At 68.5% G+C, this 15,002-nt stretch carries 15 protein-coding genes; 3 read left to right on the top strand and 12 right to left on the bottom strand.

Translation table 11 applies throughout. The features are described 5' to 3' along the window. Positions 1 to 8: 8 nt before the first annotated feature. Genes nadC through nadA form a run of 4 tightly spaced genes read right to left on the bottom strand, consistent with a single transcriptional unit; the run spans position 9 to position 4,405 of the window. Entirely contained in the window at positions 9 to 866 is an 858-nt protein-coding gene (nadC, locus tag CHRYSEO8AT_RS09460; RefSeq protein ID WP_159849449.1) for a carboxylating nicotinate-nucleotide diphosphorylase, read from the bottom strand. Beyond that, positions 863 to 2,377, bottom strand: coding sequence for an L-aspartate oxidase (locus CHRYSEO8AT_RS09455; RefSeq protein WP_159849447.1), 1,515 nt, complete (start codon positions 2,375 to 2,377; stop codon positions 863 to 865). The genes nadC and CHRYSEO8AT_RS09455 overlap by 4 nt, the downstream gene beginning before the upstream one ends. Further along, positions 2,374 to 3,231 carry a metalloprotease gene (locus CHRYSEO8AT_RS09450; protein WP_159849445.1) on the bottom strand — a complete coding sequence of 286 codons (858 nt, stop codon included), beginning with the start codon at positions 3,229 to 3,231 and terminating at the stop codon, positions 2,374 to 2,376. The genes CHRYSEO8AT_RS09455 and CHRYSEO8AT_RS09450 overlap by 4 nt, the downstream gene beginning before the upstream one ends. 58 nt (positions 3,232 to 3,289) lie before the next feature. Continuing rightward, a complete protein-coding gene (gene nadA, locus CHRYSEO8AT_RS09445) occupies positions 3,290 to 4,405 on the bottom strand; it encodes a quinolinate synthase NadA (RefSeq protein WP_159849443.1) in 1,116 nt (371 codons plus the stop codon). Positions 4,406 to 4,572: 167 nt separating this feature from the next. Between nadA and ilvA the strand changes: the two genes are divergently transcribed. Together ilvA and CHRYSEO8AT_RS09435 are read left to right on the top strand one after the other, a co-directional pair. Further along, on the top strand, positions 4,573 to 6,099 hold the full coding sequence (gene ilvA / locus CHRYSEO8AT_RS09440; RefSeq protein WP_159849441.1) for a threonine ammonia-lyase, biosynthetic: 1,527 nt from the start codon (positions 4,573 to 4,575) through the stop codon (positions 6,097 to 6,099). 116 nt (positions 6,100 to 6,215) lie between these two features. Next, positions 6,216 to 7,643, top strand: coding sequence for a metallophosphoesterase family protein (locus CHRYSEO8AT_RS09435; protein WP_159849439.1), 1,428 nt, complete (start codon positions 6,216 to 6,218; stop codon positions 7,641 to 7,643). Between the two features lie 41 nt (positions 7,644 to 7,684). Here CHRYSEO8AT_RS09435 and CHRYSEO8AT_RS09430 read toward each other — a convergent pair whose 3' ends face one another. Next, positions 7,685 to 8,083 (bottom strand): host attachment protein, encoded by a 399-nt coding sequence (locus CHRYSEO8AT_RS09430; protein ID WP_159849436.1) that lies wholly within the window; start codon positions 8,081 to 8,083, stop codon positions 7,685 to 7,687. A 109-nt stretch (positions 8,084 to 8,192) separates the two neighbouring features. On the opposite strand from CHRYSEO8AT_RS09430, the gene CHRYSEO8AT_RS09425 reads away from it, so the two are divergent. Then, positions 8,193 to 8,903, top strand: coding sequence for a LamG-like jellyroll fold domain-containing protein (locus CHRYSEO8AT_RS09425; protein ID WP_159849434.1), 711 nt, complete (start codon positions 8,193 to 8,195; stop codon positions 8,901 to 8,903). Here CHRYSEO8AT_RS09425 and CHRYSEO8AT_RS09420 read toward each other — a convergent pair. From CHRYSEO8AT_RS09420 to CHRYSEO8AT_RS09390, 7 genes are all read right to left on the bottom strand, one after another. Beyond that, positions 8,900 to 9,427, bottom strand: coding sequence for a methylated-DNA--[protein]-cysteine S-methyltransferase (locus CHRYSEO8AT_RS09420; RefSeq protein ID WP_159849432.1), 528 nt, complete (start codon positions 9,425 to 9,427; stop codon positions 8,900 to 8,902). The two genes, CHRYSEO8AT_RS09425 and CHRYSEO8AT_RS09420, sit on opposite strands and share 4 nt — an antisense overlap. Further along, positions 9,411 to 10,502, bottom strand: a complete 1,092-nt coding sequence (locus CHRYSEO8AT_RS09415) for a bifunctional transcriptional activator/DNA repair enzyme AdaA (protein ID WP_159849430.1) — start codon at positions 10,500 to 10,502, stop codon at positions 9,411 to 9,413. The genes CHRYSEO8AT_RS09420 and CHRYSEO8AT_RS09415 overlap by 17 nt, the downstream gene beginning before the upstream one ends. A gap of 58 nt (positions 10,503 to 10,560) precedes the next feature. Continuing rightward, positions 10,561 to 10,770 carry a helix-turn-helix transcriptional regulator gene (locus CHRYSEO8AT_RS09410; RefSeq protein ID WP_159849428.1) on the bottom strand — a complete coding sequence of 70 codons (210 nt, stop codon included), beginning with the start codon at positions 10,768 to 10,770 and terminating at the stop codon, positions 10,561 to 10,563. Then, positions 10,763 to 11,452, bottom strand: a complete 690-nt coding sequence (locus CHRYSEO8AT_RS09405; RefSeq protein WP_159849426.1) for a hypothetical protein — start codon at positions 11,450 to 11,452, stop codon at positions 10,763 to 10,765. Before CHRYSEO8AT_RS09405 ends, CHRYSEO8AT_RS09410 begins: the two co-directional genes overlap by 8 nt. Positions 11,453 to 11,529: 77 nt before the next feature. Continuing rightward, positions 11,530 to 13,305 carry an SLC13 family permease gene (locus CHRYSEO8AT_RS09400; protein WP_236547489.1) on the bottom strand — a complete coding sequence of 592 codons (1,776 nt, stop codon included), beginning with the start codon at positions 13,303 to 13,305 and terminating at the stop codon, positions 11,530 to 11,532. Positions 13,306 to 13,405: 100 nt separating this feature from the next. Continuing rightward, complete coding sequence (locus CHRYSEO8AT_RS09395) at positions 13,406 to 14,509, bottom strand: hypothetical protein (protein WP_159849424.1); 1,104 nt, start codon at positions 14,507 to 14,509, stop codon at positions 13,406 to 13,408. Between the two features lie 26 nt (positions 14,510 to 14,535). Then, positions 14,536 to 14,871 (bottom strand): PadR family transcriptional regulator, encoded by a 336-nt coding sequence (locus CHRYSEO8AT_RS09390; protein ID WP_159849422.1) that lies wholly within the window; start codon positions 14,869 to 14,871, stop codon positions 14,536 to 14,538. Positions 14,872 to 15,002 lie beyond the last annotated feature (131 nt).

Below are 15,002 nucleotides of genomic sequence, written 5' to 3'. Positions count from 1 at the left end.
TGGGGCGCCTAGAGTGCGTCCAGGCCGATGTCGAGCACCGACGCCGAATGGGTCAGGGCGCCGACCGAGATCACGTCGACGCCGGTCTCGGCGATGCCGCGCACGGTCGTCAGATCGACACCGCCCGAGGCCTCCAGCACGATCCGCCCGGCGACGCGGGACACGGCGGCCCGCAGGTGGTCGAGGCTGAAGTTGTCCAGCATGATCACGTCGGGCGCCGCGCCCTCGTCGATCAGGGCCAGCACGGCGTCCAACTGATCCAGCCCGTCCACCTCGACCTCGACCTTCATCAGGTGCGGGGCGAAGGCTCTGGCCCGCCGAACGGCCTCGGCGACGCCGCCGCAGACGGCGACGTGGTTGTCCTTGATCAGGATGGCGTCATCCAGACCGAAGCGATGGTTCATCCCGCCGCCACAGGCCACGGCGTGCTTCTCAAGTGCGCGCAAGCCCGGCGTGGTCTTGCGCGTATCCGCGATCCGCGCCCGCGTCCCGGCGACCGCATCGACATAGGTCCGCGTCAGGGTCGCCACGCCGCTGAGCCGCCCCACCAGGTTCAGCGCCGTCCGCTCGGCTGACAGGAAGGCACGGGCGTCGGCCTCGACCACCGCCAGCACCGCACCGGCGTCGAAGGCGTCACCGTCATTGAGGCGCACGTCCACAAACGCCTTCGGATCCATGGCCAGCACCGCCAGCCGCACACAGTCGATCCCGGCCAGCACGCCCGGCTTGCGCGCCGCGAACGCCGCCTTCATGCGCGCGCCCTCGGGAATGCAGGCCATGGCGGTCACATCGCCCGCCCGGCCCAGATCCTCGGCCAGAGCCATGCGCACGACGGGTTGGATCAGAACATCGGGAAGTCTTCTCATTCCGCCGCCTCCAGCGCCGCCGGGCGCGTGATCCGCACCCGCGTATGGTCGGCGCGCGCCGCCGTCCGAGGATAGTCCGAACGATAATGACCGCCACGGCTCTCGCGCCGACCCAGCGCCGCCTGGGCGATCAGCCGCGCCGCCAGCAAGACGGCGGCCGCCCCGTGCTGGGTCTCCAGCTGGCCGATCAGGGTGATCAGGCCCGACAGCCCCTGCGCATCGCGCACAACGCCTGCATGGGCGGTCATCGCCGTTCGCAGTTCGGCCATCGCCGCCTCCGGCAGATCGGGCGCGATCTCGGCCGGTGCAGGACGCCCGCCGCCTGTTTCCATGGCCGCCGCCACACCCGCGCGCCGACCGAAGGCCGCCGCTTCGAGCAGGGAGTTGGAGGCCAGCCGGTTGGCGCCATGCACCCCCGTCGCCGCACATTCTCCGACCGCATAGAGGCCCGGAACCGTCGTGCGCCCGTCCGCATCGGCGGCGATCCCGCCCATGTGATAGTGGCAGGCCGCCATCACCGGAATGGGACTGACGCGCGGGTCCAGACCGCTGCGCATACAGGCGGCGAAGACGGCCGGAAACTCGTGCGGGAAGGCCTCGCCGATGGCCGTGCGCGCATCCAGAAAGGCGCCTCGCCTCTCGACCCGCGCCGCATGGACCGCCCGCGCCACCACGTCGCGCGGCTTCAGATCGGCGTCGTTCTCGGCGCCCAGCAGGAACCTGCCCTCGCCATCGATCAGCCGCGCGCCTTCGCCGCGCAAGGCCTCGGTCGCCAAAGGCGCGGGGTCCAGACCGACATCAATCGCGGTGGGGTGGAACTGCACGAACTCGGGATCGAGAATTTCCGCACCGGCACGCGCGGCCAAGGCCATCCCCTCGCCCTTCAGCGCCGCCGGGGTCGTGGTCGCCGCAAACAGGCCGCCCGCCCCGCCGGTGGCCAGCACCACCGCGGTCGCCGTGATCTCGACCAGGCGGTCGCCGCGCACGACCACCGCCCCGACCACTCGGCCGTCGGCGTCCTGAAGCAAAGCCTTCAGCCGCGCATCGTCCCACACCTCGATCCGTTTCTCGGCCCGCACGGCCGCGACCACGGCCGACAGGATGGCCCGGCCGGCGCCGTCACCGCCGACCCGCGCCACGCGGGGAACGGAATGGGCCGCCTCCAGGCTGACGACGAAACCGCCGTCCGCATCCCGGTCGAACGGCGCGCCCAGGGCCGCCAGCCACTCCACCGTCTCGCGCCCGGCGTCGGTCAGGGCGCGCGCCGCGACCGGCTCGACCAGACCAGCACCGGCCGCCTCGGTGTCCCGCGCATGACGTTCGGCCGAATCCTGCGCCGTCAGGGCCGCCGCCATCCCGCCCTGCGCCCAGGCGGACGAACAGGCGTTCAACAACGGCTCCGGCGTAACCACCAGAACCCTGGCCCCGGCCTTGGCCGCCTCCAGCGCGGCCGACAGCCCCGCCAAGCCTGCGCCGACGATCAGAGGTCCACCATGCCGCGTTCGGTTCATCCGCGCACTCCGAGATAGTTCAGGCCCAGTTGCACAGCCCCGGCCGGATCGCCGCCGGTCATCGGCATCAGGGCGCCGACGGCCGCCGCTGCGCACACCGCCAGGGTCAGCAGATAGAGGGCCAGACTCTTGCCCGCCTCAGGCCAGCTCAGCGTGCCCCAGGCCGCGCGCCAGACACCTCGCTTCAGATGGCTGAACACTGACAGGGCCAGGAAGGCGGCCAGGATGAACCGCCCGGTGGACAATCCCCACCAGACCACCGCCACGCCGATCACCAGCAGCACGATCTGCTCAAGACGCGGATGAACCCGCGTCAGCACCGGCCCCAGGGCCTTGGACCCGTCCAGCGGCGGCGCAGGGACCAGGTTCACCAGGTTCAGCATGGCGATGAAGAAGGCGCCCATCAGCCATTCGCCCTGCCCCAAGACCATCCAGACCCCGACGAAGGGGATCATGGCCAGCAGGCCGAACGCCGGCCCGGCCAGCGACACCAGCACGCCGTCCCATTCGCTGCGGGGTTCGCGCCGCGCCTTGGCCAGTCCGCCCAGGAAAGGAATGATATAGATGCGCGCCGGCCCCATGCCGAGCTTGTTCATCGCCAGGGCGTGCCCCGCCTCATGGACGAACAGGCCGATCAGCACCGCGCCGGCCACGATGGCGCTGCCCGTGACCCACCACAGGAAACCGCCCATCAGGGCCGTGGACGCCAAGGCCCAGACCAGGCTCTGGTCCTTCTCGACCGGAGCATCGAGGGTGGCGCGCTCGACCGGCGCCTCGCGCACGGCGGCGGTTTCGGGCCGGGGATCCCAGGGACCGGGGGCGGGCGTCGGGTTTGGGGTGTCGGTGTTGCTCATGGCGTCCAGATGGGCGCGCGCATCGGCCCCGTCGCCGGGACCGATCGCCGCGTCACGCTCAGATCAGCTCCACATCGACGTGGTGGCGCGCCTTGACCAGGTCGTAGCGGGCGGGAACGGCGGGCGGCGGCAGGTCGATCATCCGCTGCACGGCAAGGCGTCCACGCTCGATCATGGCGGCTGGCACCGTGACCTCGAACTGCATGTGCAACAGGCAGTCGTGGATGTTCTGAAGCGTGATCCGCTTCATATGTGGGCACAGGTTGCACGGGCCGATGAACTGCACGCCCGGCACGTCGCCGGCCACGTTCGAGGCCATCGAACATTCGGTGATCAAAACCACCTGTTTGGGCCGCCGTGTCTCGACATAGTCGGTCATCGCCGCCGTCGAACCGGCGAAGTCCGCCGCCGCCAGCACGTCTTCCGGGCATTCGGGGTGGGCCAGGATTTCGGCGCCCGGATAGGCGGCGCGCATCTCGGCGATGTCATCCACCGTGAACCGCTCGTGCACCTCGCAGCGGCCCTTCCAGGCGATAATCCCCACCGTCGTCTGAGCCGCGACATTGCGCGCCAGATATTCGTCGGGGATCAGGATGACCCGGTCCACACCCCATTCCTTCGCCGCCCATTCGACCACCTGAACGGCGTTGGCGGACGTGCAGCAGATGTCGGTTTCGGCCTTCACATCGGCGGTGGTGTTCACATAGGTCACGACCGGCAGGCCCGGATAACGCTGCTTGATCAGCCGCACGTCCGCCCCCGTGATCGACGACGCCAGCGAACAGCCCGCGCGCAAATCCGGGATCAGCACGGTCTTCTCGGGCGACAGGATTTTGGATGTCTCGGCCATGAAGTGAACGCCGGCCTGGACGATCACTTTCGCGTCCGACCGCGCGGCCTCCTTGGCCAAGCCCAGGCTGTCGCCGACATAGTCGCCGACCCCGTGGAAGATCTCGGGCGTCATATAGTTGTGCGCCAGGATCACGGCGTCGCGCTCGCGCTTCAGCCGGTTGATCTCGCTGATCAGCCGCGCCTGTTCGGGCCATTCCAAAGGCGTGACGTGATCCTTGACCTTGGCCCACACCCCGGCGGTTTCCCGCTCCAATTCCTTCGTCAGACCAAAGGCGCCGTCAGCCATGATCATCTCCCTGACCCTTATGCTCAATGTTAGCATAAGCAGGAATAATGTAGGCCTATGCGGACGCGGTGCAAGAGGAAATGCAAAGCCGCACTCCACAAGCGTCGACAGCTCGGATTTGCAAAAACCGTTCCCACGACGGCCGAATTCGCCTAGACGACAGCCCACTTCTTTGCCGCATCAAGCCTATTCGCGACATTTCCATGCAGGACACCATCCGCCGCATCCTCACCGCCCGCGTATATGACGTGGCCGAGGAAACGCCTCTCGATCCGCTGCGCCGCCTGTCGACACGGCTCGACCGGCCCGTCCTGCTCAAGCGCGAGGACCTGCAGCCGGTCTTTTCGTTCAAAATCCGCGGCGCCTACAACAAGATCGCGGCCCTGTCCGAGGCCGAACTGTCCAAGGGCGTTATCTGCGCCTCTGCCGGCAATCATGCGCAGGGCGTGGCTTTGGCCGCCGCGCGTCGAAACACCCCGGCCACCGTCGTCATGCCGACCACCACCCCCGGCATCAAGGTCGCCGCCGTGCGCGCCCTAGGTGGCGAAGTGGTCCTGCATGGCGACAGTTTCGATGAGGCCTATGCCCACGCTCGCCATCTGGAGAGCCAGACCGGCGCCGCCTTCATTCACCCGTTCGACGACCCCGACGTCATCGCCGGCCAGGGCACGGTCGGGCTGGAGATCGCGCGCCAGCACGCCGACCCCATCGAGGCGATCTTCGTTCCCATCGGCGGCGGCGGGTTGGCGGCCGGGGTCGCCGCCATCGTCAAATTCCTGCGTCCCGAGACCCGCGTCATCGGCGTCGAACCCGTCGATGCGCCCACCATGAAGTCCGCCATCGACGCGGGCCAGGTGGTGACCCTGAACGAGGTCGGCCTGTTCGCCGACGGCGTCGCCGTGCGTCGCGCAGGCGACCTGACGTTCGCCCTGTGCAAGGACCTGCTGGACGAGATCGTGCTGGTGGACACCGACGCCATCTGCGCCGCGATCAAGGACATCTTCGACGACAGCCGCGCCATCGCCGAGCCGTCGGGCGCCGTAGCCCTGGCGGGGCTGAAGGCTTGGGCCGCCGCCCATCCCGGCCCCGATTTCAGGAAGGGGTCGCTGATCGCCATCAACTCGGGCGCCAACCTAAACTTCGACCGCCTGCGTCACGTCGCCGAAAGGGCCGAGATCGGCGAGGGCGCCGAGGCCCTGCTGGCTGTGGCGATGAAGGACGACCGCGACGACTATCGCCGCTTCTTGGATACGCTGGACGGCCGGTCGGTGACCGAGTTCAACTATCGCTGGTCCGGCGACGGCGACGCCCAGATCTTCGTCGGGGTCGCCCTCAGGAACGGCCCGCATGAGCGTGACGACCTGATCGCGGCTCTGCGCTCGGGCGGCTACGCCGTCGAGGACATGAGCGACAACGAGACCGCCAAGCTGCACGTCCGCTACATGGTCGGCGGCCGCACCGTGGGCCTGCCGCACGAACGCATCCTGCGCTTCCAGTTCCCCGAACGGCCCGGCGCCTTCCTGCGTTTTCTGAACAGCCTTCAGCCCGCTTGGGCTCTGACCCTGTTCCACTATCGCAACCACGGCGACGACGTAGGCAGGGTGCTGGCGGGCATCAGCGTGCCGCCCCAAGAGCAGGCCCAGCTGACAGCCGCCCTCGCCGACCTGGGCTACCCCTACGTCGACGAGACCGCCAACCCGGCATGCCGGCTGTTCCTGGACGGAAGCTGACCAGCGACGCTTGGTCGCGCGCGAACGGAGCGATCATGACGAAACCGTCGCATCCCCGTCGTTCGAGCGTCATGAGGCCTGTTTAGCCCCGCCCCGACTGATCACGGGGGAACACCATGCGACTGCTTCTGACCTCGGCGCTATGCGCCCTGCTGGCCGCCGGCGCCGTCCAAGCCCAGGTAGTCGCGCCGGCCGATCCCGATCCCCTGCCGCCACCCGCCCACGCGCCGAACGGCCGCTATGCGGCCAAGGGCTGGGCCGACCGGATCGTTTTGTCGCCCGGCGCCGACGCCGCGCGACAGATGGGCGTCGCCTGGCGCACCTCGACGGCCCAGACCACGGCCGAGGCCGAGATCGCCCTGGACATCGCCGGCCCCCTGCTGGGTCATGCAGCCCGCACCGTCACGGGGGAAACGATCGCTTCTACGGCCGAGAACGGTCCGGCCCATCACCACCATGTCCGCTTCACCGACCTGACCCCGGGCGCGCGCTACGTCTATCGGGTCAGGGCTGCCGACGGCTGGTCCGAATGGCTGCCCTTCACCACCGCCGAGGCCGAACCCGCCCCGTTCCGCTTCCTTTATTTCGGCGATACGCAGAACGACATCCTTGAGGTCGGGTCGCGCGTCATCCGCCAGGCCTTCCTCTCGTCCGGCCCCGTGGATTTGGCCGTCCACGCCGGCGACCAGATCGCCCAGCGCGAAACCAAGGTCGCCGACGACGAATACGGCGAGTGGACCGCCGCCGGCGGATACGCCTTCGCCATGATCCCCCAGGCGGTCGCCGCCGGAAACCATGAATATCGCGACGCCGTCGCCGCCGACGGGTCCGAGACACGCGAACTGGGTCCGGGCTGGACACCGCACCACGCCCTGCCGGCCAATGGCGCGCCGGGCGCCGAGGCGACGTCTTACGTCTTCGATTATCAGGGCGCGCGGTTCGTGGTGCTGGACGGCACCTCAGCCATCGACCTGGGCACGCTGGACAGCCAGACCGCCTGGCTGGATCGTGTCCTGACGGAGAGCACCGCCCTCTGGAACATCGTCCTGATGCACCAACCGATCTTCACCTGCGCCCGCCCCAACGACACCGAGCCGCTGAAGACCGTGTGGAAGCCGATCTTCGAACGTCACAACGTCGATCTGGTCCTGCAGGGCCACGACCACTGCTATGCCCGCGTCTCCAACGAGGCGGGCGCCGCAGCTTCGCGCACGGCGTCGGACGCAGGCCAGCCGGTCGGCCCCGTCTATCTGGTCTCGGTCGTGGGTTCGAAGATGTATGGCCTCAACGACCGCGCCGATACTCAGCCCGTGCGCGCCGCTGAGAACACCGAGCTTTATCAAGTGATCGACGTCGCCGACGCGCGCATCGACTTCAAGGCCTTCACCGCCGAGGGTGGCCTCTACGACGCCTTCGCCCTTGTGCGCGGCGAAGACGGCCGCAACCGTCTGGTCGAGAGCGAAGCCGCCCTGCTCGCCGCCCGCCGCTGCGACGGCGCCGCCGGCCCCGACGACCGGCCCTGCACCGCCGAGATCAAGGACTGACGGCAAAAAGAAGGGGCGCTTGCGGCGCCCCCTCTGATCATTCAGGCCTTGTCGATCGCCGCAGCGATCTGGTCGCTGGAGTGTCCCGTCAGGTCCTTGGCGATCTCGCCGACCAGCTTGCCCTGAAGGTCCTTGTGCCAGTGCTTGCGCAGCTCGCCGAGCGTCTTGGGCGCCGCGATCACCAGCAGTTCGTCGATCTTGTTGGTGACCGACCATTTGTTCAGCACCTCGGCGACGCCCATGGCGAAACCGTCCTCGGCCTGGGTGTCGTTGTCGGGATTGGCCTCATTGGAACGGCGGCCGGCAGAGCCGGAGACGCGATCCGCGATAGGAGGATTTTCCAGCGGCGTCAGCTTGATGTCCGAGGCGTTCGTGTTCTTGAACAGGGCCAGCTTTTCGCCGTCGACCACCGCCACCAGTGCGCCATTGGAAAGTTTCATCGTCGATACTCCAGTCTGTAAGGGTTGAGACAACGAACCGGGGCGCAGGCCGTTGCCTCGCGCAGCCATTCCCATAGTGTCGCGCGACAAAACCGCCGAGAGACGAACCATGCCCGACGCCCTGCCCCTGGACCGCCGCCGCCTGATGGCCCTGGGGGCATCGGGTGTCGTGGGCGCGATCCTGCCGGGATGTGCGACGATGGGGGCCGCCGCGCCGCGCCAGACGGTGTGGACCTTTGATCGGCTGAGCGACATCGGCGGGGTCGCGACCAGCGTCGAGGGCGACCCGACCCTGATCGACAGTCCTTATGGCCGGGCCGTGCTGTTCGACGGCGTGGACGACGCCCTGTTCATCGACAACCATCCGCTGGCCGGCGCCGAGACCTTTACGTTCGAGGCCCTGTTCCGGCCCGACGGCGGCGCCTTCGAGCAACGCTGGTTCCATCTCGCCGCAGAGGCGCCCGCCGGCCAGCCGCCGTCCCAGACGCGTTTCCTGTTCGAGATCCGCGTGGTTCAGGACCGCTGGTACCTGGACGCCTTCACCCGCGGCCCCGGCTACAACCACACCCTGATCTTTCCCGAGCGCCTCTACCCCTGCGGCCAGTGGTTCCACGTCGCCCAGACCTTCGACGGCGTCATGTACCGGGCCTATGTCGACGGCGTCCTGCAAGGCGAACATGCCGTGCCGTTCAAGCCTCAAGGACCAGGCCGCGCCTCGGTCGGCTGTCGCATGAACCGCGTGAACTATTTCAAGGGCGCGGTGCGCCAGGCACGCTTCACCCACGCCGCCCTGCCCCCCGAACGGTTCACGCGGCGCTAGAGCAATCGACCGCCGGCCTCGTGCGCCAGCAGCCAGCGCTTGCGCTCCAGCCCGCCCGCATAGCCGGTCAGCGTCCCGTTCGCCCCAATCACGCGATGGCAGGGCACGATGACCCCGACCGGATTCGCGCCGTTGGCCAGACCGACCGCCCGCACCGCCTTGGGCGCGCCGATCGCCGAGGCGAGCTGGCCATAGGTGCGCGTCTCACCAGAGGGGATCTCGCGCAGGGCCTTCCACACCGCACGCTGAAACTCCGTGCCGCCGGTCTTCACCTCGACCGTGTCGAAGGCGGTCAGGTCTCCGCCGAACCAGGCCTCGACGGCCCTACGCACGATCTCGGGCGCGCGCCCCTCGACCAGAACGACTTGGCCATAGTGACGACGCAGCAGCAGCAGCAGCCGCGCCTCATAGTCGTGGAAATCCAGCGCCCGCACCGCACCGTCCGCGTCGGTGACGACCAGCACCTCGCCCACGGGCGACGGGATTCGGTCCAGGGTCAGATGCATCTCAGGCTGCTTCGTCATCTCGCCGCTCCTCGATCAGGGTCCAGTACAGGGCGCCATAGGCTCGCCACGGCCGCCACCGCTCCGCGCGCGCCAGCAGTCCGACATCCGTCGTCGCCAGCCGGTCGCTGGGCGCATCCTCGCCCGCGTCGATCCAGTCGCCCGCAGGCCGCAATCCCGGCCGCGCCTCGACCGCCGCCCGCAGGACGGGATCGGCCGACAGGTCGCGCGTGATCGCCTCGGGATCGGCGGCGAGGTCGAACACCCGCCGCACCCGCGCCAGAACGCCGGGCAAGGCCTTCAGCTCGTAGACCCGCGCCTCGACCGCCGCCCTGCCCATGGCGGCGGGGCGCACCGTCACAGACCCGTCCGTGCCATCCACATCGATGCGCAGCCGACGGGTCCATATGCCATCGACCACCGCCTCGTCCGCGACGCCGCGGATCGCCAGCGTCGTCATCATGGCGGTCCAGTCATAGGGCGGCCGGTAGGACAGGTTGATCTTGATCACCCCGCCCGGCTCGCCTTCGACCTTGCGTCGGCGGAGGTCCGACGGCGCGCGGCCGTAGAGGGCCTGAAAGGTCTCGTTGAAGCGCCGCACGCTGCCGAAGCCGGAAGCCATCGCCACCTCGGCCATCGACAGGTCGCTTTCGTGGATCAGCTGTTTGGCCAGCAGCACGCGTCGCGTCTGGGCCACGCTGACCGGGGCGGCGCCCAGGTGCTGGCGGAACAGGCGGCGCAGTTGCCGCTCGCCCATGCCCAGCCGGGTCGCCAGCGCCTCCGCATCGCCCCTGTCCAGCGCCCCCGCCTCGATCAGCGCCAAGGCGCGGCTGACGGTGTTCGACGTGCCGCGCCAGGCGCCCATCTCGGGCGCGGTCTCGGGCCGGCAACGCAGGCAGGCCCGAAGCCCCGCCTCCTCCGCCGCCGCCGCCGTCGGATGAAACACGACATTCTCACGCTTTGGCGTCCGCGCCGGACAGACCGGCCGGCAATAGATCCCGGTCGAGGTCACGCCGGTGAAGAAACGCCCGTCGAAACGGGCGTCCCGCGCCACGGCGGCGCGCCAGCAGGCATCCTGATCCAGGGGCTGTTCCATAAGGACAGGATGCCCCGCTCGGCCCGCGATGTCTCGCGGTTTTCGGACATGGATCGGATCAGTCCTTGAGGAAGAACAGCGCCTCCACCGTCGTCTCCAACGCCCGCGCCAGTTCCAGCGCCAGGACGGTTGAAGGCACGAAGACGCCGTTCTCGACCGTATTGATGGTCTTGCGTGACACGCCCGCCTTGTCGGCCAGGCCGGCCTGGGTCAGTTCGGCGGCCAGCCGCGCCTCCTTCAGGCGCGATCCCAATCTCGGATCACCCACCGCGCTCGGCCTCCCGATCCAGCCAGGCGAACCTGAGCCCCGCCGTCGCCCCGCCGATGGCCAGCACATAGGGCAGGGCGGCGACGCCATAGGCCGGCCGCCACATGCCCAGCATCAGAGCGACCGTCGCCCCGCCCATCAGCACCACGAACGCCAGGATCATCGCCTGCGCCCGCATCGACTGGGTCAGTTCGTCGTCCAGCAGGCTGCGGTGCTTTCGCGTGGTCAAGTCCCAACCCATCACGATCAGGGGCACGACCCAGCCGTACAGGACCGGCAAGGACACCTGCAGATAATGCCCCCAGTTCCCCTGCCCGGCCAGGACCTGCTGCATGGCCAAATGGGCCTGGAACATGAAGGCCAGCATGACGAAGGGGAAGATGATCAACTGACGCGTCCGCGCCTTCTGCAACTGATCTCGGCTTGTCCCCTGGCGCCGCATAAGCGCCTCCACCGACTGTCCTGGCCGTGTGCACCAGGCCAAGGCCAGCGCCGCAACCAGGATCACGGCCCCGGCGCCCGTCACCGCGCCCGCAGCGGTGGCCAGGTCGCCATCGACCCGAACCCCGACCGCGACGCCGCCGATCACGGCGGCTGTGCTGACTGCCCCCAGGCCTATCGCCCAACGCCATTTCGTCGCCCGCTTCGATTCCATCAGGCGGATCGCCTGTTCGTCTTGCATGGTCTTGCCTCCCTGTGTCATAAGTAACCTTGAGGTGACATATCACCTATAGGTTACACGCCGTCAAGAGGCGATCGTCACATGGGCCAGAACAGCAGGATCATCGGCGGGCCGATAATCAGCACCAGCAGGCTCAACGGCGCGCCCAGCTTCGGATAGTCCGAGAATTTGTAGCCGCCGGGTCCCATGACCATGGTGTTGCACTGGTGTCCGATGGGGGTCAGGAAGTCGCACGCGGCCCCCACCGCAACCGCCATCAGAAACGGGTCGGGGCGATGGCCCAACTGCTGGGCCAGAACACCGGCGATGGGCGCCACGACCAGAACCGTGGCGGCGTTGTTCAGGAAGGGCGTCACCGCCATCGACGCGGCCATCATCCCCGCCACGGCCACCACCGGCGGAATGCCTTCGAACACCGCCTTCAGATGACTGGCGATCAGGTCGGCGCCGCCGGTCTGCTGGATGGCGTCGGACACGGGGATCAACGCCGCGATTAGAACCAGCAGCGGCCCGTCCAGCGCCGCATAGGCGTCGCGCATCCGCAGGCCGCCCAAGGCCACGATCACCACGGCGGCGCCGAAGAAGGCGATGGCCACGGGAAGGATGCCGAACCCCACCATCACCATCGCCGCCGCCAGCACCACCGCCGGCAGGTATTTGCGTCGCTTGCCGCCCAGCCGCACCTCACGCTCGGCCAGGGGCAGGAGCTGCAGTTCGGCCAGCACCTTGGGCATCGCCGCCTCGGACCCCTGAAGCAGCAACACGTCGCCCGCCTGAAGCTTGGCCGTTCTGAGGTGCTGCGTCAGTTCATAGCCGCTGCGCGACACCCCCAGAAGGTTCAGACCATGCTGGCCGTAAAGGTCCAGCTGGCGCACCGATTGACCCGTCAGCGGGGATTCAGCCCCGACCACCGCCTCCACCAGATTGACCTCGTCCTTGGCCTGTTCCAGCAGCACCGGGCGGTCGCCCCGCACCAGCGTCAGCTTCGTCGCATCGATGAACGCTTCCAGCGCCTCTTGGTCGCCCTTCAGCAACAGGGTGTCGCCCGGCTGGACCAGGGTGTTGCCACGCGGCCTGGCGCGACGCTTGCCGTCTCGGATCAGGGCCATGACTTCGACCGCGTCGGGCGTCAACGCCACCAGGGCTGTGATCGTCGTCGGCTCTCGCATCCAGTCGTCCGGTGCGCGGGCCTCGGTCAGATAGGCGTTGGCCGAAAGGGCTGCCGACAGGCCCAGCGCGCCGGTTCGATCCTTCGGCAGCAGCCGATAACCGAACGCCAGAAACACCAGCGCCGCCGCCGTCAGCGCCAGACCGACGGGCGCGTAGTCAAACATCTGAAACGGCTGACCCACGATCTCCTGGCGCACCTGGGCGACCAGGATATTGGGCGAGGTGCCCACCAGGGTCACCATGCCGCCCGCCATGGCGCCGAAGGCCATCGGCATCAGCAGGCGCGACTGGGGCGTGCCGGTCCTGCGCGAGACCTGAAGCGCCACCGGCATCATGATGGCCAGCGCCCCGACGTTCTTGGTCACCATGGACAGCAGGGTCACCGCCGTCGTCAGCACCGGAACCTGACTGCGTTCCGTCTTCAGGTGCGGCAGGACCCGCTTCAGCGCCATCTCAACGATGCCAGACCGGGCGAAGGCTGCAGACACGACCAGGGCGCAAGCGATGATCACCGTCACGTCGTTGGCGAAGCCTGAAAAGGCGTCCTCCGCCGGGATCACCCCGACGGCGAGGCCCGCGACCAGCGCCGCCAGCGCCACCAGATCATAGCGGAAGCGGCCCCAGATGAAGGCCGCCACCGTCAGGCCAACCAGGCCGAACGCCAAACCCTGCTGCAATGTCACGCGATGATCCGCCCCCGCCGCGGCCTGAACGGCGCCGCTTGGCCCCAACGGTGCAGCCGCCCGAAGGTTCATCCCCTCCCGTCGAGGAAGGGGATGATTTTCAGCGCCCCGCGACCAGCCGCGCCGCCGCCCGAACCACCCGCACCACCTCGGCGGCGAAGGCCCAGACCACCACGACCATCAGGATCGTCGCCACCCCGCCCACGTCCTCGCCGGAGCGGCCGATCAGCACCCGCACCCGCTCCACGAAGTCGGTGACGCTGCCGACCCAGATCAGCGGTGACAGCGCCGACCAGAACCAGACCCACAGCAGGCCCCACGCGGCCGCGATCCCGAACGCGAGATCGCCCAGCGCCGTCAGACGCACGTTTCCCCCCGACGCCGCTCGCATCAGGTCGAAGCCCACACGGCAGGCCGCGAACAGGGCGACCGGCCAATAGGCGGCGCGCACCATGTCGCCCAGGATCCGCCCGTAATCGACGCCGTCGACCACGCCCGCCAGATCCTCGGGCCGGATCGGCGCGACCTGAAGCAGGCCCGTCCACCACATCAGCACGACGGTCCAGCCGATGGCGCTGGCGACCGCGCGGGCCACCGGCGACATCTCCGCGCTCTTGCGGACCGCCGCGCCGGGCTTGGCCTTAGGCGAAGACCAGTCGCCCCGCGCCAGCCGTTGGCCCCACTGGTCGGCGTCGAAGTCGCCGCCCAGCTCGAACAGGCCGAGATCCTTGACCCGCCATTTCACGATGAAGTCCGGCTTCTTCTGCTGACGTTCCAGCACGAAGCCAGCCACGGTCAACAGGCCGATGATGGTGATGGCCCCGCTGAACAGGCTGGCGATGCCCTGCCTGATCGCCTGACCCACATAGACGTCGCCGACCAGCACCCGCACCGCCAGCCCGATCAGGGTCACGCCGGCCATGACCGTCAGCCCGACCTTCACCCCGAACATCCACCAGGGATAGAGCTCAGGCCCGATCAGCGCCTGTGGCCCCGAGCGATAGCGCGCCGCCACGGTCAGTGGATGCCCGACTTCGCGCAACAACGCCTCGACCTCGTCGTCGGTCGGCGCACGGCCCAGACGCCCCTCCAGCGCGTCGAGCCGATCCATGATCTCGTCGCGCAACTCGGCAGCGATGTCGTCGCGATCAGCCTTGGGCAACTGGGCCGCCACGGCCTTCAGATAACGTTCGACCAGGTCCATGCCCGTCTCTCCCTCTTTCCCGGTGTTCACAGCATTTTCTCCAGCGAGACCGACAGGCCGCGCCATTCGGTCGCCAGCCGCGCCAGCATCGTCTCGCCGCGCGGCGACAGGCGGTAGAACCGCTTCTTGCGCCGCTCCTCCTCGCGCCACTCGCTGTCCAGCAGCCCCTGGCTCTCCAGCCGGCGCAGCAGCGGATAGAGGGTGCTCTCCTCCATCTCGACCCCGACCTCGCCCAGGGCCACCCGCAGCGAATAGCCGTATTGCTCGCGCCGCAAGCTCGCCAGCACGGCCAGGATCAACGACCCCCGCCGCAGCTCCAGCCGCAAGCTCTCGAACAGCAGCGCTTCATCGTTCTCGCTCATGCGCCATCCTTATGCGTCACATAGTGTGTGATACACAGTGTGTGTGACATACTGTGCGAGGGAGTCAAGCGGGAGTGTACTTCAAGATGAGCGTCGCGCTTAAGTTGATCAATACACACCCTTAGATACCT

This window comes from Brevundimonas sp. G8, assembly GCF_902506205.1.
Classification (GTDB): Bacteria; Pseudomonadota; Alphaproteobacteria; order Caulobacterales; family Caulobacteraceae; genus Brevundimonas.
This window is presented reverse-complemented; position numbering and strand designations above follow the sequence as displayed.